19 protein-coding genes are annotated in these 19,656 nt (G+C 71.2%); 16 read left to right on the plus strand and 3 right to left on the minus strand.

The features are described 5' to 3' along the window. Positions 1–333: 333 nt before the first annotated feature. Entirely contained in the window at positions 334–1,863 is a 1,530-nt protein-coding gene (locus CSR00_RS16670; RefSeq protein ID WP_099023530.1) for an amino acid permease, read from the minus strand. Between the two features lie 265 nt (positions 1,864–2,128). On the opposite strand from CSR00_RS16670, the gene CSR00_RS16675 reads away from it, so the two are divergent. The 10 genes from CSR00_RS16675 to CSR00_RS16720 all read left to right on the plus strand — a co-directional run bounded on the left by CSR00_RS16675 (position 2,129) and on the right by CSR00_RS16720 (position 10,317). Beyond that, a complete protein-coding gene (locus CSR00_RS16675; RefSeq protein ID WP_099023531.1) occupies positions 2,129–3,496 on the plus strand; it encodes a glutamine synthetase family protein in 1,368 nt (455 codons plus the stop codon). Next, on the plus strand, positions 3,483–4,268 hold the full coding sequence (locus tag CSR00_RS16680) for a gamma-glutamyl-gamma-aminobutyrate hydrolase family protein (RefSeq protein WP_245906143.1): 786 nt from the start codon (positions 3,483–3,485) through the stop codon (positions 4,266–4,268). Before CSR00_RS16675 ends, CSR00_RS16680 begins: the two co-directional genes overlap by 14 nt. After that, entirely contained in the window at positions 4,265–5,662 is a 1,398-nt protein-coding gene (locus tag CSR00_RS16685) for an aldehyde dehydrogenase family protein (RefSeq protein WP_099023533.1), read from the plus strand. Before CSR00_RS16680 ends, CSR00_RS16685 begins: the two co-directional genes overlap by 4 nt. A 9-nt stretch (positions 5,663–5,671) precedes the next feature. Beyond that, positions 5,672–6,445 carry a 3-oxoacyl-ACP reductase gene (locus tag CSR00_RS16690; protein WP_099023550.1) on the plus strand — a complete coding sequence of 258 codons (774 nt, stop codon included), beginning with the start codon at positions 5,672–5,674 and terminating at the stop codon, positions 6,443–6,445. 32 nt (positions 6,446–6,477) lie between these two features. Next, the gene (locus CSR00_RS16695; RefSeq protein ID WP_099023534.1) at positions 6,478–7,233 is read left to right on the plus strand and encodes a FadR/GntR family transcriptional regulator; all 756 of its coding nucleotides are present in this window, start codon (positions 6,478–6,480) and stop codon (positions 7,231–7,233) included. A gap of 42 nt (positions 7,234–7,275) precedes the next feature. After that, entirely contained in the window at positions 7,276–7,614 is a 339-nt protein-coding gene (locus tag CSR00_RS16700; RefSeq protein ID WP_099023535.1) for an ArsR/SmtB family transcription factor, read from the plus strand. Positions 7,615–7,756: 142 nt separating this feature from the next. Continuing rightward, positions 7,757–8,446 (plus strand): energy-coupling factor ABC transporter permease, encoded by a 690-nt coding sequence (locus CSR00_RS16705; RefSeq protein ID WP_245906145.1) that lies wholly within the window; start codon positions 7,757–7,759, stop codon positions 8,444–8,446. Beyond that, positions 8,443–8,784 carry a PDGLE domain-containing protein gene (locus tag CSR00_RS16710; protein WP_099023537.1) on the plus strand — a complete coding sequence of 114 codons (342 nt, stop codon included), beginning with the start codon at positions 8,443–8,445 and terminating at the stop codon, positions 8,782–8,784. Before CSR00_RS16705 ends, CSR00_RS16710 begins: the two co-directional genes overlap by 4 nt. Before the next feature lie 7 nt (positions 8,785–8,791). Continuing rightward, positions 8,792–9,577, plus strand: a complete 786-nt coding sequence (cbiQ, locus tag CSR00_RS16715; protein ID WP_099023538.1) for a cobalt ECF transporter T component CbiQ — start codon at positions 8,792–8,794, stop codon at positions 9,575–9,577. Beyond that, a complete protein-coding gene (locus tag CSR00_RS16720) occupies positions 9,574–10,317 on the plus strand; it encodes an energy-coupling factor ABC transporter ATP-binding protein (protein WP_099023551.1) in 744 nt (247 codons plus the stop codon). The genes cbiQ and CSR00_RS16720 overlap by 4 nt, the downstream gene beginning before the upstream one ends. 34 nt (positions 10,318–10,351) lie before the next feature. Here CSR00_RS16720 and mtr read toward each other — a convergent pair whose 3' ends face one another. Beyond that, positions 10,352–11,767, minus strand: a complete 1,416-nt coding sequence (gene mtr / locus CSR00_RS16725) for a mycothione reductase (protein WP_099023539.1) — start codon at positions 11,765–11,767, stop codon at positions 10,352–10,354. Next, a complete protein-coding gene (locus tag CSR00_RS16730) occupies positions 11,749–12,855 on the minus strand; it encodes an alpha/beta hydrolase (RefSeq protein ID WP_245906147.1) in 1,107 nt (368 codons plus the stop codon). Before CSR00_RS16730 ends, mtr begins: the two co-directional genes overlap by 19 nt. A 301-nt stretch (positions 12,856–13,156) precedes the next feature. Here CSR00_RS16730 and mqo point away from each other — a divergent pair, with 301 nt between their 5' ends. The 6 genes from mqo to CSR00_RS16760 all read left to right on the plus strand — a co-directional run. Further along, positions 13,157–14,683, plus strand: a complete 1,527-nt coding sequence (mqo, locus tag CSR00_RS16735; protein ID WP_245906151.1) for a malate dehydrogenase (quinone) — start codon at positions 13,157–13,159, stop codon at positions 14,681–14,683. After that, the gene (locus CSR00_RS16740; RefSeq protein WP_099023541.1) at positions 14,680–15,150 is read left to right on the plus strand and encodes a GNAT family N-acetyltransferase; all 471 of its coding nucleotides are present in this window, start codon (positions 14,680–14,682) and stop codon (positions 15,148–15,150) included. Before mqo ends, CSR00_RS16740 begins: the two co-directional genes overlap by 4 nt. Further along, on the plus strand, positions 15,147–17,048 hold the full coding sequence (locus tag CSR00_RS16745) for a magnesium chelatase subunit D family protein (RefSeq protein WP_099023542.1): 1,902 nt from the start codon (positions 15,147–15,149) through the stop codon (positions 17,046–17,048). The genes CSR00_RS16740 and CSR00_RS16745 overlap by 4 nt, the downstream gene beginning before the upstream one ends. 63 nt (positions 17,049–17,111) lie before the next feature. Then, complete coding sequence (gene cobO / locus CSR00_RS16750; protein WP_099023543.1) at positions 17,112–17,726, plus strand: cob(I)yrinic acid a,c-diamide adenosyltransferase; 615 nt, start codon at positions 17,112–17,114, stop codon at positions 17,724–17,726. Positions 17,727–17,751: 25 nt separating this feature from the next. After that, entirely contained in the window at positions 17,752–19,143 is a 1,392-nt protein-coding gene (locus tag CSR00_RS16755) for a cobyrinic acid a,c-diamide synthase CobB (protein ID WP_099023544.1), read from the plus strand. Next, on the plus strand, positions 19,140–19,656 hold a 517-nt coding region (locus CSR00_RS16760), incomplete at its 3' end, for a precorrin-2 dehydrogenase/sirohydrochlorin ferrochelatase family protein (protein ID WP_141564381.1). The genes CSR00_RS16755 and CSR00_RS16760, both read left to right, overlap by 4 nt.

Below are 19,656 nucleotides of genomic sequence, written 5' to 3' on the forward strand. Positions count from 1 at the left end.
ACCCTATCGAAGTATCTCGTCTCGGGCGCGGGGCCGCCGAGAAACGTTCGGGTCGGGCCCGCGCGCGCCCCGGCCCAGACCGGCCACCACCAGCACCGACGGGGCACATCGGCCGCGGGTCGGGGGGTGTCGAGGGCGGCACCAATGCGCCGTGTCGGGGCCGTGTCCGGGCCGTCTGCGGGTCGCGGTCCGGGTCTTGGCGACACGACCGCGCCCCTCGGCGCGGTGGCACGAGGGGCGCGGGACCCATCCTCGCGGAGGGCCTGGGAAGGTGGCCGTGATCGTGACGTGACCCGCGGTGCTGCGGAGCCCTGTCCAGTCTGTATGACCCGGCTAGTCTGTGTGACCTTTCAGGATTTCGTCCTCGATCGTGCCGCCCAGCCCCTCCGACTCCGGGTCGTAGCCGTGCAGGCCGCCGGTCACCGCGTACTCCTCCTCGGGCGAGAGCACCAGCCGGTGCCGTCCGTAGAGGCCGAAGACCAGCAGCCCGACGATGTAGAAGATGACGATCGTGATCACCGCCGGCCGGTAGGCCGGATTGACCAGAACCGCGACGAAGGTGACCGCCGCGATGACGAAGGCCACGATGGCCCCGGCGTTGCCGGTGGGGCTGATCCAGGGGCGGCGCGCGGTGGGGAACTTGCGGCGCAGCAACACGAACGACACCATCTGCAGCATGTAGGCCAGGACGGCGCCCCACACCGCGATGTTGAGCACCACGTCGCCGGCGCCCTCGTTGAAGTTGACGATCAGCAGGGCGACGAACCCGATCACCGCGCCGGCGGTCAGCGCCACATAGGGGGTCTGGCGGCTGCCCGTCAGCGACAGCACCTTCGGGTAGTAGCCGGCCCGGCTCAGCGAGTACAGGTTGCGGCCGTAGGCGTACATGATGCCCTGCAGGCTGGCCAGCAGGCCGATCAGCGCGAACGCCGAGAGGATGGCGGCCCAGCCGCTGGGCAGGAACGCCCGGAAACCGTCCAGCAGCGGCTCGTCGGAGGCGCCCAGGGCCTCGGCGCCGGTCACCGCCGGGTTGAGGAAGTAGACGATCGCCGCGCAGGCGACCAGCGAGATCATGCCCCAGATACCGGCCTTGGGAATGTCACGGCTGGGGTTGTGGGCCTCCTCGGCGGCCAGCGGCAACTCCTCGATGCCCAGGAAGAACCACATCGCGAACGGCAGGGCGTAGAGGATGCCGAGCCAGCCGAACGGCAGGAACGTGCTGGAGCCGGCCGCTCCCGGATCCGGCGCGATGTCGAAGAGCCGGCCGAAGTCCACGGCACCGTTGGCCAGTGCCAGGATGCCGAACAGCACCAGGATGCCGACCGACACGACGGCCACCACGATGGCGAACTTGAAGGAGATCTCGGCTCCCCAGGAGTTCAGCCCTACGAAGATGGCGTAGAGGATGATCCACCACACCCAGCCGGGCATCGACAGGCCGAACAGGTCGCTGGTGACCGCGTCGGCGTAGCTCGCCGAGAAGTAGACCACCACGCCCGTGGTGAACACGTACTCGATGGACTCGGCGAAGCCGGTGACGAAGCCGCCCCAGGGGCCCATCGCCGCGCGGGCGAAGGAGTAGGCCCCGCCGGTGTGCGGCATGGCCGCCGACATCTCGCCGATCGAGAACAGCATCCCGAAGTACATGACGATGATGACGATCGCGGCGATGCCCAGGCCGCCCCAGCCGGCCTCGCCGATGCCGAAGTTCCAGCCCGAGAAGTCGCCGGAGATGACCGCGGCGACACCGATGCCCCACAGCCCCCAGAACCCGGCGGTGCGCAGCAGGGTCCGTTTCTCGAAGTAGTCCGCACCCGCGGAGGTGTAGGTGACCCCCGAGGTCGTCCGTCGCTCTTCGGCCATTGGCGGTTCTCCTGATCCAAGGTTCCCGGACAGCGCGCCCGGTGGAGTGCGCTGCATCTCCTGGGGTCAGACAATAAGATGACAATGGTCTGCTGTCCTACCTTTGGCGATGAAGATGCTGTAAATACGGGCTGTGAGCCTGCTGTGAGACGGCATTCAATGGTTGACTTGCCGACACCTCTCGTTGTTTGTGTTCAGAATCGGCTGCAGGGCCGGGTCGGGGATCGGCCCCCGGATCGGCTCCGGGGATTGGGTAGGAGGATCGATGAGTCCACGCACGGGCAAGCTCTCACGTGGCGAGCTGGAACAGCTCGTCGCGACCGGGGATATCGACACCGTGATCGTGGCGTTCGCCGACATGCAGGGCCGGCTCACCGGCAAACGGGTCTCGGCTCGGCTGTTCGTCGAGGACGTCGCCGCCCACGGGGCCGAATGCTGCAACTATCTGCTGGCCGTCGACGTGGAGATGAACACCGTCGACGGGTACGCGATGAGCAGCTGGGACACCGGGTACGGCGACATGGTGATGACACCGGACTTCGCCACGCTGCGGTTGCTGCCGTGGCTGCCCGGGACGGCGCTGGTGCTCGCCGATCTGTCGTGGGATTCCGGTGCGGCGGTGGTGGCCGCCCCGCGGAACATCCTGCGCGGCCAGCTCGATCGGCTCGCCGAGCGCAATCTGGGTGCCTTCGTGGGCACCGAGCTGGAGTTCATGGTCTTCGACGACACCTACCGCGACGCCTGGCGGGCGGGCTACCGCAACCTGACGCCGGCCACCGACTACAACGTCGACTACGCGATGCTGGCCTCGACGCGCATGGAGCCGCTGCTCCGCGACATCCGGCTCGGCATGGAGGGTGCCGGGATGTACTGCGAAGGCGTCAAGGGGGAGTGCAACCTGGGCCAGCAGGAGATCGCCTTCCGCTACGACGACGCGCTGGTCACCTGCGACAACCACACGATCTACAAGAACGGTGCCAAGGAGATCGCCGATCGGCACGGCAAATCGCTGACCTTCATGGCCAAGTTCGACGAGCGGGAGGGCAACAGCTGCCATATCCACATCTCGTTGCGTGGGCGGGACGGCTCGGCGGTCTTCGCCGATCGCGCCGAGCCGCTGGAAATGTCGGCGATGTTCCGCAGCTTCGTGGCGGGCCAGCTGGCCACCCTGCGTGAGCTGACATTGTTCTACGCGCCGAACATCAACTCCTACAAGCGATTCGTCGACGGCAGTTTCGCACCCACCGCCATCGCCTGGGGCATCGACAACCGGACCTGTGCGCTTCGGGTGGTCGGCCACGGCCACGGGATGCGGATGGAATGCCGGGCGCCCGGTGGCGACGTCAACCCCTACCTCGCCGTCTCGGCGCTGATCGCCGGTGGGTTGCACGGGATCGACGAGGGGCTGGAGCTGGAGCCGGCCGCCGCCGGCAACGCCTACCTCAGCGGAGCCGACCGGTTGCCGACGACCCTGGCCGAGGCCGCCGAGCTGTTCGGAAACTCGGCGGTCGCGCGGGCGGCGTTCGGGGACGAGATCGTCGAGCACTACCTCAACAACGCCCGGGTCGAACTGTCGGCGTTCAACTCCGCGGTCACCGATTGGGAGAGGGTTCGTGGGTTTGAACGGCTCTGACCTCGGCCATCAGGTGCCCCCGCGCCCGGTGCTCGGGGTCACCACCTACCTGCAGCAGGCCCAGACCGGCGTATGGGACGTGCAGGCGGGATTCCTGCCGGCGATCTACATCGACGGTGTCACCCTGGCCGGCGGCATCGCGACGCTGCTGCCCCCACAGCCGGTGGAGGACGACGTCGTCGAACGTCTGCTCGACGGTCTGGACGGACTGGTGATCGCCGGGGGCCGAGACATCGACCCCGCCGCCTACGGGCACGTCAAGCACCGGGCCACCGACGAGCCGGCGCGCGACCGCGACACCTGGGAGTTCGCGTTGCTGCGCGGGGCGCTGGCCCGCAGCATGCCGGTGCTGGGGATCTGTCGCGGCGCGCAGGTCATCAACGTCGCACTCGGCGGCACCCTGACCCAGCACCTGCCCGACGTCCTCGGCCACACCCGCCACCAGGCCGGCAACGCGGTGTTCACCACCTCCACGGTGAGCACGGTGCCCGGAACCCGGGTGGCCGAGCTGGTCGGCGCGACCACCGAGGCCGAGTGCTACCACCATCAGGCGATCGACCGGCTCGGTCGCGGGCTGGTGGTCAGCGCCGTCGACGTCGCCGACAGTGTGGTCGAGGCCGTCGAACTGGATCCGCAGGCCTATCCCGAGGACTGGGTGGTGGCCGTGCAATGGCATCCCGAGCAGCGGCTGGACGACCTGAGGTTGTTCGCCGGCGTGGTGGAGGCCGCCCGCAGCTACGCGACCGGCTATGCGACCAGGAGGGCGCGATGAGTTCGACCGCCGTGATCAATCCCGCCACCGAGGAGGTGCTGCGCCACGTCGAGCAGTTCGACGTGGCCGCCGTCGACGACGCGGTGGCCCGGGCCCGGACGGCCCAGCGGCGCTGGGCGCGCGGCGCGCCCGCCGAGCGCGCCGAGGCGCTGCGCTCCTTCGCGGCCGTGGTGGGCGCGCACATCGAGGAGCTCGCGGCGTTGGAGGTGGCCAACTCCGGGCACCCCGTCGGCTCGGCGGAATGGGAGGCCGGCCATGTCCGCGACGTGCTGAACTTCTACGCGGCCAGCCCGGAACGGTTGTCGGGCAAGCAGATCCCGGTGGCCGGTGGGCTGGACGTCACCTTCCACGAGCCGCTCGGCGTCGTCGGGGTGATCACCCCGTGGAACTTCCCCATGACCATCGCGGCGTGGGGGTTCGCCCCGGCGCTGGCCGCCGGCAACGCGGTGCTGGTCAAACCGGCGGAATGGACGCCGCTGACCACCATCCGTCTCGGTGAGCTGGCCGTGCAGGCGGGGCTTCCGGCCGACCTCTTCCAGGTGCTGCCCGGCCGCGGTTCGGTGGTGGGGGAGCGCTTCGTCACCCATCCCGGGGTGCGCAAGGTCGTCTTCACCGGTTCCACCGAGGTGGGCACGAAGGTGATGGCCGGCGCGGCCGCCCGGGTCAAACGCGTCACCCTCGAGCTCGGCGGCAAGAGCGCCAATATCGTCTTCGACGACTGCGATCTGGAACGAGCCGCGGCCACGGCGCCCTACGGGGTGTTCGACAACGCCGGCCAGGACTGCTGTGCGCGCAGCCGGATCCTGGTGCAGCGCAACGTCTACGACCGATTCATGGAACTGCTGGAACCCGCCGTCAAGGCAGTGGTGGTCGGTGACCCCACCGTCCGCGCCACCGAGATGGGGCCGCTGGTCTCCCGGCCGCACTGGGAGTCGGTGGCCGCCTACGTGCCCGAGGGTGCGCCGGTGGCCTTCCGCGGGTCGGCGCCGAGCGGGCCCGGCTACTGGTTCCCGCCCACCGTGCTGACCCCCGCGCGCACCGACCGCACCGTGACCGAGGAGATCTTCGGCCCCGTCGTCACCGTCCTGCCCTTCGAGGACGAAGCCGACGCGATCGCACTGGCCAACGACACCGAGTACGGACTGTCCGGGTCGATCTGGACGGAGAACGTGTCCCGGGCGCTGCGGGTCTCACGCGCGGTGGAGGCGGGCAACCTGAGCGTCAACTCGCATTCCTCGGTCCGCTACAACACCCCCTTCGGTGGCTTCAAACAATCCGGGCTGGGCCGGGAACTGGGCCCCGACGCGCCCGAACACTTCACCGAGACCAAGAACGTCTTCATCGCAGTCGCCGAGGCACCGGTCGCAGAGACAACACAGGCAGGAGAGGCATAAGTGGAGCACATCGATCTGACCCAGCGGCTGGCCGGCAAGGTCGCCGTCATCACCGGCGGGGCCAGCGGCATCGGGCTGGCCACGGCGCGGCGCATGCGGGCCGAGGGCGCCACCGTCGTGATCGGGGACATCGACCCGGCCACCGGCCGGGAGGTCGCCGAGGAGCTCTCGGGGACCTTCGTGGCCGTCGACGTCTCCGATCAGGCCGCGGTCGACGCCCTGTTCGACACGGCGGCCGCCACCCACGGGGCGGTCGACATCGCGTTCAACAACGCCGGCATCAGCCCGCCCGACGACGACCTGATCGAGAACACCGAGCTGCCGGCCTGGCAGCGGGTCCAGGACATCAACCTCAAGTCGGTCTACCTGTGCTGTCGGGCCGCGCTGCGGCACATGGTGCCCCGCCAGCGGGGCGTCATCATCAACACCGCGTCCTTCGTCGCGGTGATGGGATCGGCCACCTCGCAGATCTCCTACACCGCCTCCAAGGGGGGTGTGCTGGCGATGAGCCGCGAGCTGGGCGTGCAGTTCGCGCGGCAGGGCATCCGCGTCAACGCGTTGTGCCCCGGGCCGGTGAACACCCCGCTGCTCAAGGAGCTGTTCGCCAAGGATCCCGAGCGTGCGGCGCGCCGGCTGGTGCACGTTCCGCTGGGGCGGTTCGCCGAGCCGGAGGAGTTGGCGGCGGCGGTGGCGTTCCTGGCCAGCGACGACGCGTCGTTCATCACCGCCTCGACGTTCCTGGTCGACGGCGGTATCAGCTCGGCCTACGTGACCCCCCTGTAGAAACGGCCCGGTGGATCGATGAAGCAGCTGACATGACCGCGCATCCGGACCGGGACGAACAGCCGGACAGGCAGGCCGCCGGCGCCAGCGAGGCCAGCGACGCCCTGCTGCGGCCGGTGCGCCCGGGTAACGCGTTCGAGGACACCGTGGGCCGGTTGCTGCAGACGATCCGCCTCGGCGTGCTCGAGCCGGGGGAGTCGTTGCCTTCCGAACGGGAGCTGGCCGCGCGCCTCGGGGTCAGCCGCGACACCGTGCGCGAGGCGATCAAGTCGCTGGCCGAGGCCGGCTACCTGGTGTCGCGGCGCGGACGCTACGGGGGCACGTTCCTGGCCGAGCAGCTGCCCGCCGACGTCGCGGGCTCGCAGCGGGCGACCCGCGAGGAGATCGACGACGCGCTGCGGCTGCGGGAGATCCTGGAGGTCGGGGCGGCCCGGATGGCGGCGGCCCGCACCCTGACCGCCGCCGAGCGCGAGGTGTTGTGGTCGCGGCTGACCGACGTGCGGGACGCGGCACTGGAGGACTATCGCCGGCTGGATTCGCGGCTGCATCTGGCGATCGCCGAGGCGGCGGGAACGCCGTCGCTGGTGCCGTTGGTCGCCGAGAACCGGATGCGGCTCAACGGGCTGTTGGACCGTATCCCGTTGCTCAAGCTCAACATCGCCCATTCCGACGAGCAGCACGAGGCGATCGTGCTGGCGATTCTGGCCGGCGACTGCGAGGGGGCGGCGGTGGCCATGCGGGCCCACGTCGCCGGATCCGCGGTGCTGCTGCACGGGTTCCTCGATTAGTACGCGCTGATAAGTCCGCCCCGTCGATTAACCTCGTGTGTCATGGAACAGGTCGGGGATTCCGGGGGCGAGGTCGCGGTCCGGCGCGCGTCCTCGGCGCGCTCCGACGTCGACATCGCCGGATGGACGCAGCGTTTCGACCTGCTGTCCGACCCGCACCGGCTGGAGATCCTGCTGGGGCTGCACCGTGCGCCGGGCATCTGCGTCGGTGATCTCGCGATGGCCCTGGAACGCTCGGAGAACTCGGTGTCCCAGGCGCTGAGGGTGCTGCGCCAGCAGGGCTGGGTCAGTTCCACCCGGGTGGGGCGCCAGGTCAGCTACCGGCTGGAGGACCAGACCGTGCACGATCTGCTGCACTGGATAGGTGCCGCCCACGGTTGACCTGCCCGCCCGGGCAGTTTACATAGGATGAACATCTGAACATCTAGACAGATGATCCCGACTTGCCTAGGGTCGAAAGGGCACCCCGCAGGACCCGTCGGAAGGCAAGACAGCTGTGGTCGTAACGACTCAGGCGATGCACATGAGCGACGGCATCGTCAACGCGCCCACCTCGGCATTCTTCGGGGTGCTCGCGGTCGCGGCGCTGGCCTACTGCGTGTGGCGGGCCCGCACCGAACTCGATGAGCGGACCGTGCCGTTGGCCGGCCTCGTCGCGGCGTTCGTCTTCGCGGTGCAGATGGTCAACTTCCCGATCCTGCCGGGGGTCAGCGGACACCTGTTGGGCGGTGCGCTGGCCGCCATCCTCGTCGGCCCCTTCACCGGAGTGCTGTGCATCGCGATCGTGCTGGTGGTGCAGTCGCTGCTGTTCGCCGACGGCGGGATCACCGCGCTCGGGATGAACATCACCAACATGGGCATCATCGGGGTGGCCGCCGGATACGGCACCGCGGTCGTGCTCTACAAGCTGCTCAGCCGCCGCAACCGGGACGGCGTGCGCATCCTGGGCGTCACCGCATTCATCGCCGCCGTGGTGGGCACGGTCTGCGCGGCAACGGGTTTCATCATCGAATACGCGATCGGCGGCGCCGCTTCGACCTCGCTGGCCACCGTGGCGGGCTACATGCTGGGCACCCACGTGCTCATCGGCATCGGTGAGGGTGTGATCACCGCGATCACGGTGATGGCGGTGGCCCGCTCCCGCCCGGATCTGGTCTACCTGCTGCGCCGGCACGGGCGCACCGCACCGGTGGTCGCGGGAGCGCCGGCATGAGCGCCAAACGGTTCTGGATCGTGTTCGCGCTGGCCGTCGTGGTGATCGCCGGTGGGGTGTCCTATCTGGCCAGCTCCAGCCCGGACGGACTGGACTCGGCCACCCTGCGCGGCTGCGAGGTCGTCGAGACGCCCTCCGGTGCAGAACAACTCAACGGCAGCTGCATCGCCCAACACGCCACCGAGCACGGCATGGCCGCCTCCCCGCTGGCCGACTACACGCTGTTCGGTCACGGCGCCACCGGCGGGATCGCCGGCATCCTGGGTGCTGTCGTGGTGCTCGCGGTGGCGGGCGGGGGTTTCTGGCTGATCGCCAGGAGCCGCAAAGCGAGAAACTGAGCCGCCCATGTCATCCGGGCACTCGCATCCGCTGTTCCGTGACGGCGACTCGGTGGTGCACCGCGCACCGGCCGAGGTCAAGATCGTCTGCCTGGTGCTGTTCGTCTTCGCCGTGGTGGCCACCCCCCGGGAGATGTTCTGGCCCTATGCGGTCTACGGGGCCATCGTGCTGGTGGTGTGGCAGCTGGCCCGGATCCCGCTGCGCTGGGTGCTGCCGCGGATGCTGATCGAGGCGCCGTTCGTGGTGCTGGCGGTGCTGCTGCCGTTCTCCGAGGGCGGGCAACGGGTGCAGTTCGCCGGCCTTCAGCTGTCGGTGGCGGGTCTCTACGCCGCCTGGGGGATCGTCATCAAGGGCACGCTCGGGGTGGCGGCCGCGTTGACGGTGGCCGCGACCACCACCGCCCGCGAGTTGCCGCTGGCACTGAGCCGGCTGGGGGTGCCGGGGCTGGTCACCTCCATGCTGGTGCTGATGATCCGCTACATCGACCTGCTCAGCGCCGAGGCGGCCCGCATGCGCATGGCCCGGATCTCCCGCGGGGACTCACCGCGGGCGCTGCACCAGGCGGGCGCGATCGCCAGGGCGGTCGGCGCGCTGTTCGTCCGGTCCTACGAGCGCGGGGAACGCGTGTACGTGGCGATGCTCTCCCGCGGCTTCGACGGCGCGGTCCCGGATCTGGCCGGGGTCGGCGCGCGACCACGCGCCACCGCCGCCGAATGGGGCCTGACCCTGGTGCCCGCGGCGGCGGCCGGCGCGGTCGCCGTGTCGGCGTGGGCCACCTGGGTGGGCCGATGAGCGAACACCCCGCCGTCCGGATCGCCGGTCTGCACCACCGCTACCCCGACGGCCATGTCGCGCTGCGCGGTGTCGACCTGGTCGTGCAGCCCGGTGAGCGGGTGGCCCTGCTGGGCCCCAACGGGGCGGGGAAGACGACGTTGATGCTGCACCTCAACGGCGTCCTGACCGCCACCTCGGGCGTGGTCGACATTCTGGGTACGCCGGTGTCGCGCAAGACCCTGCGCGAGATCCGCCAGCGGGTCGGCCTGGTCTTCCAGGACCCCGACGACCAACTGTTCATGCCGACCCTGGCCCAGGACGTGGCCTTCGGGCCGGCCAACTTCGGTCTGCGCGGGCCGGAACTCGAGGAACGGGTGCGTGCGGCGCTGGAGGCGGTGTCGCTGACCGGGGAGGCCGACCGCAGCCCGGCGCATCTGTCCGGGGGCCAGCGGCGCCGCGGCGCGCTGGCCACCGTGCTGGCCTGCCGCCCCGAGATCCTGGTGCTCGACGAGCCCTCGGCCAACCTCGATCCGGTGGCCCGGCGCGAGCTGGCCCAGACGCTGCAGACGCTGGAGTCGACGATGCTCATCGTGACCCACGATCTGCCCTACGCGGCGCAGCTGTGCGACCGCGCGGTCATCATCGACAACGGCGAGGTGGTGGCCGACGACGACATCGCCGCGGTGCTCGGCGACGCCGACCTGCTGGCCGCCCACCGTCTCGAGCTGCCCTGGGGTTTCGCGATTTCGGTGCAGTAGGTCCCGCCGGGCGGGACCCAGTGCACCGAAATCGCTAGTGGCGGCGCGGCGGCGGCCAGATGGGCTCGCCGCACAGCGCCAGCAGCGCGTTCTCGATCACCTCGGGCAGCGCGGGATGGATCCAGTACTGGCCGCGGGCCATGTCCTGGCCGCCCAACCCGAAGGTCATCGCCTGGATGAGCGGCTGGATCAGCGTCGAGGCCTGATGGCCCATCAGGTGGGCCCCCAGCAGCCTGCCGGTGTCCGCCTCGACGATCAGCTTGCAGATCCCGGTGGTGTCCTCCATCGCCCAGCCGTAGGCCACGTCGCCGTAGTCCTGGATCTTGACCCGGATGTCGAATCCCTGGGCGCGGGCCTCGTTCTCGGTCATCCCCACACAGGCGATCTGCGGGTCGGTGAACACCGCCGAGGGCACGAAGCGGTGATCGGAGGCCACCAGCATGTCCTCATCGTCCCAGTCCTGCAGCAGGTTGTGCCGGACCACCCGGGCCTCGTGGTTGGCGACGTGTTTGAGCTGGTACGGCGAGCAGACGTCGCCGAGAGCGTAGATGCCGCGCGCGGTCGTGCGCTGGTACTCGTCGACCACCACCAGGCCGTCCACGCCGATCCGGACGCCCGCCGACTGTGCGTCGAGCAGATCACCGTTGGGGATCCGCCCCGTGGCCACCAGCAGGGTGTCGGCGTTCAGGGTGGAGCCGTCGTCGAGGACCAGGTGCACCCCGTCGCCGTCCGGGCGTGCCCCGGTCACCTCGCGGTGGGTGCGCAGTTCCCATTTGCGCGAGGCGATCTCGGTGAACCGCTCACCGAGGTCGTCGTCGCAGTGCGACAGCAGTGTGGACCCGCGCACGACCAGGGTGACGCGCGAGCCCAGGGCCGAGAACACGTGGGCGAACTCCGCGGCGACGAACCCGCCGCCGACGATCACCAGGTGTTCGGGCAGTTCGGGGATGCGCATGATGGTGTCGCTGGTGTGGTACTCCACGCCGCAGTCGGCGATCGCCGGGGGCACCATGGCGCGCGCGCCGGCGGCGATGACCACCTGGTCGGAGGTGAACTCGGCTCCGGTGTCGGTGCGCAGCAGATGGCGGCCGTCCGGGCGGGTGGGGCCGAACCGGGTGTGCCCGTCGATGACGGTGACGTCGGGGGAGGAGCGCCGGTAGCGTTCGCCGCCGAGCGCGATGGGGTCGATCCGGCCGAAGACCCGCGAGACGATGTCGGGCCAGCGCACCCCGTCCAGGCGCGCGTCCACGCCGAAGCGGCTCGCCTCGCGGACGGTGTTGGCGACGTCGGCGGCGTAGACGAACATCTTGGTGGGGATGCACCCGACGTTGAGGCAAGTGCCGCCGAAGGTGCCCTGCTCACAGATGGCCACCTTCTTGCCGGCGTAGCGCTCGTCGAGGATCGAGTTGCCCGAGCCGGTGCCGATGATGGTCAGGTCGAAATGCTCCACGTGTGCTGTTGTCCTGTCTGGTGTGCCGGATGCCGGGTGCTGCGTGCTGGTTCTGAATCAGGTTGAGTGGTGGACTGTTCGCTGTCCAGGCGGGGCCGGACGTGGGTGTCCAGCCACCGGTCGAGCTCGGCGTAGGCCGCGGCGCGCGGCCCCGCCAGTGACAGGAACACATCGTGTTTGGCGTCGGCGATCGCGGCGACGGTGGTGTGGGTGCCGCCGACGCAGCCCGCCCATCGCGCGATCTGGCTCACGTCGAGGACGGCGTCGCCGCGCTGCACCGAGGCCGGATCGACCGCCAGCGCCGACTCGGCGACACTGTGGTCCGAGCGCAGCACCAGGTTGGGCACGCCGACATCGCATCCCCGGTGCAGCCGGGCGTGCCCGCGCCGGATCGCGTTGATCCAGCCGAACGTCACCGGGAAGCCACCCAGCGGCTTCCACACCAGGTCGTAGTCGAACTCGCCGTCGAAGTCGCGGTGCAGGGTGGTGCCGTAGCCGCCCTCGGTGGGGCGTCGGATCACGTGATGTTTACGCACCCGGGCCAGCGCCCGCAGCGCCACCGAGGTGGCCGCATTGCGCAGAATGGCCGGCCCGTGCAGATCGAAGAACGGGCTGTTGAGGACCAGCCCACTGACAGCCGACGACCCCGACGACCCCGACGCCCCGCGCCGGCGCATCCGGTCCAGCCACAGCGTGGCGATCAGGCCGCCCGCCGAGTGACCGAACACACACACCGGCGCGTTGCCGGTCTCGGCGGCGATCACCGCCAGCGCGTTTTCGAGCTCCCGGTCGTAGCGGGCCAGGTCGGTGGTGAAGTGCGGGGTCTGGCCGGGGCGGTGCGACCTTCCGCATTTGTGCAGGTCCAGGCCGTAGACGGCGAAGCCTCGCCGGGACAGCCAGGAGCTGAACTCGGTGTTGAAGAAGTAGTCGGTGTAACCGTGGATGGCCAGGGCGGCGTGCCGTGTCGCCGGCTGCTCGGCGTTGCGCACCAGGGTCGCCACCAGGTCGCCCTCGCCGTCGGGATCGGGACCCAGGTCGAAGGTGGTACGCACGTATCCGCGCAGGACGTCGGCTTCCCATGCCGTCACGCACCACACCTTAGCTGGGGAGCGGGCCACCGTCGGGCCGCCTGGGCGGCCGGGCCGCGGCAACAGGAGATAACCTGGGCAGCGGTACCACCGCCACGGGCGGGCCGGGGGCCGGGCGGCGGATCGACTGCCGCTGAACATCGCCGGGGGCGCTGGACGTCGGTGATGGCCCAGAACGTCCCCGAATGTCCCGGACCGTCCCGGTGGCGGACGTGCGAACGTGAAGGGTGAGCGAACGGTGTCAGACGCCAACGAAGCCAACGAGACCAAGACCGATGTCGTCCTCATCGGCGCGGGCATCATGAGCGCCACCCTGGGGGCGTTGCTGCGGCTGATGGAGCCCGACTGGTCGATCACCTTGATCGAGCGGCTCGACGCCGCCGCGGCCGAGAGCAGCGACCCGTGGAACAACGCCGGCACCGGGCATTCGGCGCTGTGTGAGCTCAACTACACCCCGGAGAATCCGGACGGCTCGATCGACATCACCAAGGCCGTGCACGTCAACGAGCAGTTCCAGGTCTCGCGGCAGTTCTGGGCGCATGCGGTCGATCGCGGCGTGCTCACCGACGTGCGCAGCTTCCTCAACCCGGTACCGCACGTCAGCTACGTGCAGGGCGCCGAGCGCGTCGACTACCTGCGTAAGCGGCGCGACGCGCTGGCGGCCAACCCCCTGTTCGCCACTACCGAGTTCATCAACGACCCCGACGAGTTCGCCCGCCGCCTGCCGTTCATGGCGGCCAAGCGCGACTTCTCGGAGCCGGTGGCACTGAACTGGACCACCGACGGCACCGACATCGACTTCGGTTCGCTGTCCAAGCAGCTGATCGGGTTCGGCGTGCGCAGCGGCACCACCGCGATGTTCGGTCACGAGGTGCGCGATCTGACCAAGCAGTCCGACGGCAGCTGGACGGTCAAGGTGCGCAACCGGCGCACCGGGGTGACCCGCAAGATCAACGCCAAGTTCGTCTTCGTCGGCGCCGGCGGCGACGCGCTGCCGCTGCTGCAGAAGTCGGGGATCGCCGAGGCCAAGGGGTACGGCGGGTTCCCCGTCGGCGGGCAGTTCCTGCGCACCGACAACCCGGCGATCACCGCCGGGCACCGGGCCAAGGTGTACGGCTTCCCGCCGCTGGGCGCCCCGCCGATGTCGGCGCCGCACCTGGACACCCGCATCATCACCGGCCGGCCGTGGTTGTTGTTCGGGCCGTTCGCCGGGTGGTCGCCGAAGTTCCTCAAGCACGGCCACGTCACCGACCTGCCGCTGTCGGTCAAGCCCCACAACCTGGCCTCGATGCTCGGTGTGGGGCTGTCGCAGATCAGCCTCGTCAACTACCTCATCGGTCAGCTGCGGCTGTCCGAGGGCGACCGGGTGGACGCCCTGCGCGAGTTCGCCCCCAGCGCGGTGGACGCCGACTGGGAACTCAGCGTGGCCGGTCAGCGCGTCCAGGTGATCAAGCCGGCCAAGGGCAAGGGCGGCACGCTGGAGTTCGGCACCACGGCGATCTCGGCCGCCGACGGCACCGTCGCCGGGCTGCTCGGCGCCTCACCGGGTGCCTCGACGGCCGTCCCGGCGATGCTGGAGGTGATGCGGCGCTGCTTCGGGGACCGCTACGACGGCTCCTGGCAGCCCCGGCTGAAGGAGATGATCCCGTCGCTGGGCGTCGAGCTGTCGCACAACCCGGAGCTGTTCAACGAGGTCTGGTCCTGGGGCACCGGGGTGCTGGGCCTGGAATCGGGCACCGATGCCGGCGCCGCGGCCCTGGCGGCCGGCCCCGACGACTCGGCCTCGCCGGCCGCCACCGGCGACGCCGAACCCGCGGGCGTGGCATGAGGGCTGCGCTGCGACGCGTCCGGGCCCAGGACCTCGATGCCGCCACGCTCTACGAGCTGCTCAAGCTGCGCGTGGAGGTCTTCGTCGTCGAGCAGGCCTGCGCCTATCCCGAACTCGACGGCCGCGATCTGCTGGCCGAGACGCGGCATTTCTGGCTGGAATCCCCCGAGGGTGAGGTGATCTGCACCCTGCGGCTGATGGAGGAGCACACCGGCGGGGTCAAGTCGTTCCGGATCGGCCGGCTGTGCACCAAACAGAGCGCCCGCGGGCAGGGGCACACCACCCAGCTGCTGCAGGCGGCGCTGGCCGAGGTCGGCGACTACCCGTGCCGCATCAACGCCCAGACCTACCTGGAGGAGATGTACCGCCAGCACGGGTTCGCCCGTGACGGTGCGGAGTTCGTCGACGACGGCATCCCGCACATCCCGATGCTGCGCCCGGGCACCGGGGCCGGGGACCAGCCGTGAGCGCGGTCGCGCCCGGCTACCCGTTCAGCGCGATCGTCGGGCACGACTCGCTGCGTCTGGCGCTGCTGCTGTGCGCCGTGCGACCCGAGATCGGCGGGGTGCTCATCCGCGGTGAGAAGGGCACCGCCAAATCCACCGCGGTGCGCGGACTGGCCGGGATCCTGCACGGTGTCGACGGGATCGATGAGGGCGCCACCCTGGTCGAATTGCCGATCGGGGCCACCGAGGACCGGGTGATCGGGTCGCTGGACCTGCAGAAGGTGCTACGCGACGGCGACCACGCCTTCTCCCCGGGTCTGCTGGCCCGCGCCCACCGCGGTGTGCTCTACGTCGACGAGGTCAACCTGCTGCACGACCACCTCGTCGACGTGCTGCTCGACGCCGCCGCCATGGGCCGTGTGCACGTCGAGCGCGACGGGGTCTCGCACACCTACGAGTCCCGCTTCGTGCTCATCGGCACGATGAACCCCGAGGAGGGGGAGCTGCGGCCCCAGCTGCTGGACCGCTTCGGGCTGACCGTCGACGTGCGCGCCTCCCGTGACGTCGACGTGCGCACCGCGGTGGTGCGCGCCCGGATGGACTTCGAGGCCGACCCGTGGGCCTTCGCCGCGCGGTTCGCCGACGCCGAGGCCGAACTGGCCCGCCGCATCGCCGAGGCGCGTGCCCGCGTGCCCGGCGTCGAGCTGGGCGAGAACCAGGTGCGGCGCATCGCCGCGTTGTGCGCCGCGTTCGACGTGGACGGGATGCGGGCCGACCTGGTGGTGGCGCGCACGGCGGTCGCGCACGCCGCGTGGCGGGGCGCGACCGGCGTCGAGGACGAGGACATCCGGGTGGCCGCCGAGCTGGCCCTGCCGCACCGGCGGCGGCGCGACCCGTTCGACGACCCCGGGATCGACCCGGGCGTGCTGGACGAGGCGCTCGCGCGGGCCGACGAGGAATCGGGGTCCGGGCCGGAACCCGATCCGGAGCCGGACCCGCCCGGCGGCGGCGCCCCGGAACCCGAGGGCGGCCCGGGCGAGGCGAAAGATGCTCCGCCCCAACAGGAGTCCAACGGGGATTCCAGTGGTGATTCGAGTGGGGCCCAGCCGCCTTCGGCGCGGCCGAGCGGACCGCCCGCGCCGGTGTTCCGGACCCGCGCGTTGCGGGTGCCCGGCGTCGGCGAGGGGGCCCCGGGCCGGCGTTCGCGGGCACGCAACCGTGCCGGTGCCGTCGTCGGCGTCAGTCCCGGCGCCACGGGAGAGGGCCTGCACCTGTTCGCGACCCTGCTGGACGCGGCCGGACGCGCCGACGGGCCGGGGGCACTGCGACCCGGTACCGACAGCGTCCGGTGGGCCATGCGGGAGGGGCGCGAGGGGAACCTGGTGATCTTCGTCGTCGACGCGTCCGGATCGATGGCCGCCCGGGACCGGCTCGCGGCGGTCAGCGGTGCGGCGCTGTCGCTGCTGCGCGACGCCTACCAGCGCCGCGACAAGGTCGCGGTGATCACGTTCCGGGGGGCCGAGGCGCGGCTGCTGCTTCCGCCGACGTCCTCGGCGCACCTCGCCAGCCGGCGGCTGCACCGCTTCGACACCGGCGGCAAGACGCCGCTGGCCCACGGGCTGCTGGCCGCACGCGACCTCGTGGTGCGGGAGAAGGCCCGCGACAAATCGCGGCGTCCGCTGGTCGTCGTGCTCACCGACGGGCGTGCCACCGGCGGTCCCGACCCGCTGGGCCGGGCCCGGCAGGCCGCCGACCGGTTGGTCGCCGAGGGTGCCGCGGCCGTGGTGGTCGACTGCGAGACGTCCTACATCCGGCTGGGCCTGGCCACCGATCTGGCCGACCGGCTCGGGGCGCCCGTGCTGCGCCTGGAACAGTTGCGGGCCGAGCATCTCGGCGACGCCGTGCGTCGCGCGGCCTAGGGTTCGCGTGGCCCGGAGCGCGGGCCGGCGTGGGGGCGACGGGGACCGGAGAGGAGACAACACATGCCACAGGGCCGTCCACTGACGATCCCCGACGACGGGTTGACCACCCGGGCGCGGCGCAACGCCCCGGTGCTGGCGGTGCACACCGGCGCCGGCAAGGGCAAGTCGACCGCCGCGTTCGGAATGGCGTTGCGCGCCTGGAACTCCGGGCTCTCGGTTGCGGTGTTCCAGTTCGTCAAGAGCGCCAAGTGGAAGGTCGGTGAGGAGGCGGTCTTCGGCCGGCTGGCCCAGCTGCACGACGAGTACGGCGTGGGGGCCCCCGTCGAATGGCACAAGATGGGGTCGGGCTGGTCATGGTCGCGCAAACAGGGCGACGAGGCCGACCATGCGGTGGCCGCCGCCGACGGGTGGACCGAGATCGCGCGGCGTCTTGCCGACGAGCGCCACGACTTCTACGTTCTCGACGAGTTCACCTACCCCCTGAAGTGGGGGTGGGTGGACACCGGCGAGGTGGTCGCGACGCTGCTGTCCCGGCCGGGCACTCAGCATGTGGTGATCACCGGTCGGGACGCGCCGGCGGCCCTGGTCGACGCGGCCGACCTGGTCACCGAGATGGCCAAGGTCAAGCACCCCATGGATGCCGGGCGCAAGGGGCAGAAAGGCATCGAGTGGTGACCCGCCCGCGCGCCCACCGCCGCCGGTGACCGTGCCCGCGGTGGTGATCGCCGCGCCGTCCTCGGGCAGCGGCAAGACCACCGTGGCCACCGGGCTGATGGGCGCGCTGCGCCGCGCCGGACAGCGGGTGGCCCCGTTCAAGGTCGGGCCGGACTACATCGACCCCGGCTACCACACGCTGGCGGCGCAGCGCCCCGGCCGCAACCTCGACCCGGTGCTGGTGGGCGAGGAACTGATCGGTCCGCTCTACCGGCACGGCAGCGCCGGCGCCGACGTCGCGGTGGTGGAGGGGGTGATGGGCCTGTTCGACGGGCGCATCCCCACCGGTGCACCCGGCGCCGCTGACACTGCCCACCCCGGCCCGGCACCCGGGTCGACCGCGCAGGTGGCCGCGCTGCTGGGGGCGCCGGTGGTGCTCGTCGTCGACGCCCGCGGGCAGAGCCAGAGCGTGGCCGCCCTGGTGCACGGGTTCGCGACCTTCGACACCGGCACCCGGCTGGCCGGGGTGATCCTCAACCGCGTCGGGTCCGCGCGCCACGAACAGGTGCTGCGCGCGGCCTGCGAGGCCGCCGGGGTTCCGGTGCTGGGTGCGCTGCCGCGCGCCGAGGAACTGGCGGTGCCGTCGCGGCACCTGGGCCTGGTCACGGCCGCCGAACACGGGGGCGGGGCCCGCGCCGCCGTCGAGGCGATGACCGGGCTGATCTCCCGCCACGTCGACACCGCGGCGATCGCGCGGCTGGCCGCCGGCACGGTGACCTGCCCGCCGTGGCGGCCCGGCGGCGACGAGCCGCCCGCTCCGGGCCGGCCGGTGGTCGCGGTCGCCGCCGGGCGCGCGTTCACCTTCTGCTACACCGAGCACGCCGAGCTGCTGCGCGCGGCCGGCGCCGAGGTGGTCGAGTTCGATCCGATGCGTGACACCCTGCCCGCCGGGGCGGCGGCCCTGGTGTTGCCCGGTGGGTTCCCCGAGCAGTATCCGGGCGAGCTGTCGGACAACGCCGAGCTGCGGCGGCAGGTCGCCGATCTGGCCGGCCGCGGCCCGGTCTACGCCGAGTGCGCCGGGCTGACCTACCTGATGGCCGACCTGGACGGCACCCCCATGTGCGGCGTGCTGTCCGGTTCGGCGCGGTTCACCCCCCGGCTGACGCTGGGCTACCGCGAGGCCGTGGCGGCGGTGGATTCGGTGGTGCACACCGCGGGCCAGCGCGTCGTCGGTCACGAATTCCATCGCACCACGGTGGATTTCGCGGAGCCGCGCGATCCGGCGTGGATCTTCCGCGACGCCACCGGCGCCGCGGTGCACGACGGTGCGGTGCGTGGCGGCGTCCACGCCTCCTATCTGCACACCCACCCGGCGGCGCATCCGGGTGCGGTGCGGCGCTTCGTGGCCCACGCCGCAGCAACTAAGCTCGCCGGGTGACCGACAACGCCTACCTCGTTGGTGTGCGGCTGACCGGCAAGAAGGTCGTCGTGGTCGGCGGCGGGTCGGTGGCCCAGCGCCGGCTGCCGCTGCTGATCGCCAACGGTGCCGACGTGCACGTCATCTCGCCGCAATTCACCCCCGCCGTGGAGGCGATGACCGGTGTCACGCTGGTGACCCGGGCCTACCGCGCCGGTGACCTCGCCGACGCCTGGTATGCGATCGCGGCCACCGACGACCCGGAGGTCAACGCGGCGGTCGTCGCCGAGGCTGACAGCCGGCGGATCTTCTGCGTGCGCGCCGACATCGCCCGGGAGGGCAGCGCGGTGACGCCCGCGTCCTTCGAGTACGACGGTCTGTCGGTGGGCGTGCTCGCCGGCGGCGAGCATCGGCGCTCCGCGGCGATCCGCACCTCCATCCGGGAGGCGCTGCAGACGGGCTCGGTGCCGGTGGACCTTCGGGCGGGCGGCCGGGGCGGGGCCGAGCAGACGGGACGCGAGGGCGGGGCCGAGC

This window comes from Mycolicibacterium palauense (assembly GCF_002592005.1).
In the GTDB taxonomy this organism is placed as follows: Bacteria; Actinomycetota; Actinomycetes; order Mycobacteriales; family Mycobacteriaceae; genus Mycobacterium; species Mycobacterium palauense.

What these genes read in the sequence shown, in the direction of transcription:
- CSR00_RS16685 (WP_099023533.1), top strand. Translation starts at nt 4,265, where the DNA reads ATGAGTTCGACCGCCGTGATCAATCCCGCCACCGAGGAGGTGCTGCGC.
- CSR00_RS16675 (WP_099023531.1), top strand. Translation starts at nt 2,129, where the DNA reads ATGAGTCCACGCACGGGCAAGCTCTCACGTGGCGAGCTGGAACAGCTC.
- mqo (WP_245906151.1), top strand. Translation starts at nt 13,157, where the DNA reads ATGAGCGCCACCCTGGGGGCGTTGCTGCGGCTGATGGAGCCCGACTGG.
- CSR00_RS16740 (WP_099023541.1), top strand. Translation starts at nt 14,680, where the DNA reads ATGAGGGCTGCGCTGCGACGCGTCCGGGCCCAGGACCTCGATGCCGCC.
- cbiQ (WP_099023538.1), top strand. Translation starts at nt 8,792, where the DNA reads ATGTCATCCGGGCACTCGCATCCGCTGTTCCGTGACGGCGACTCGGTG.
- cobO (WP_099023543.1), top strand. Translation starts at nt 17,112, where the DNA reads ATGCCACAGGGCCGTCCACTGACGATCCCCGACGACGGGTTGACCACC.
- CSR00_RS16705 (WP_245906145.1), top strand. Translation starts at nt 7,757, where the DNA reads ATGAGCGACGGCATCGTCAACGCGCCCACCTCGGCATTCTTCGGGGTG.
- CSR00_RS16670 (WP_099023530.1), bottom strand. Translation starts at nt 1,863, where the DNA reads ATGGCCGAAGAGCGACGGACGACCTCGGGGGTCACCTACACCTCCGCG.
- CSR00_RS16720 (WP_099023551.1), top strand. Translation starts at nt 9,574, where the DNA reads ATGAGCGAACACCCCGCCGTCCGGATCGCCGGTCTGCACCACCGCTAC.
- CSR00_RS16710 (WP_099023537.1), top strand. Translation starts at nt 8,443, where the DNA reads ATGAGCGCCAAACGGTTCTGGATCGTGTTCGCGCTGGCCGTCGTGGTG.
- CSR00_RS16695 (WP_099023534.1), top strand. Translation starts at nt 6,478, where the DNA reads ATGACCGCGCATCCGGACCGGGACGAACAGCCGGACAGGCAGGCCGCC.
- CSR00_RS16700 (WP_099023535.1), top strand. Translation starts at nt 7,276, where the DNA reads ATGGAACAGGTCGGGGATTCCGGGGGCGAGGTCGCGGTCCGGCGCGCG.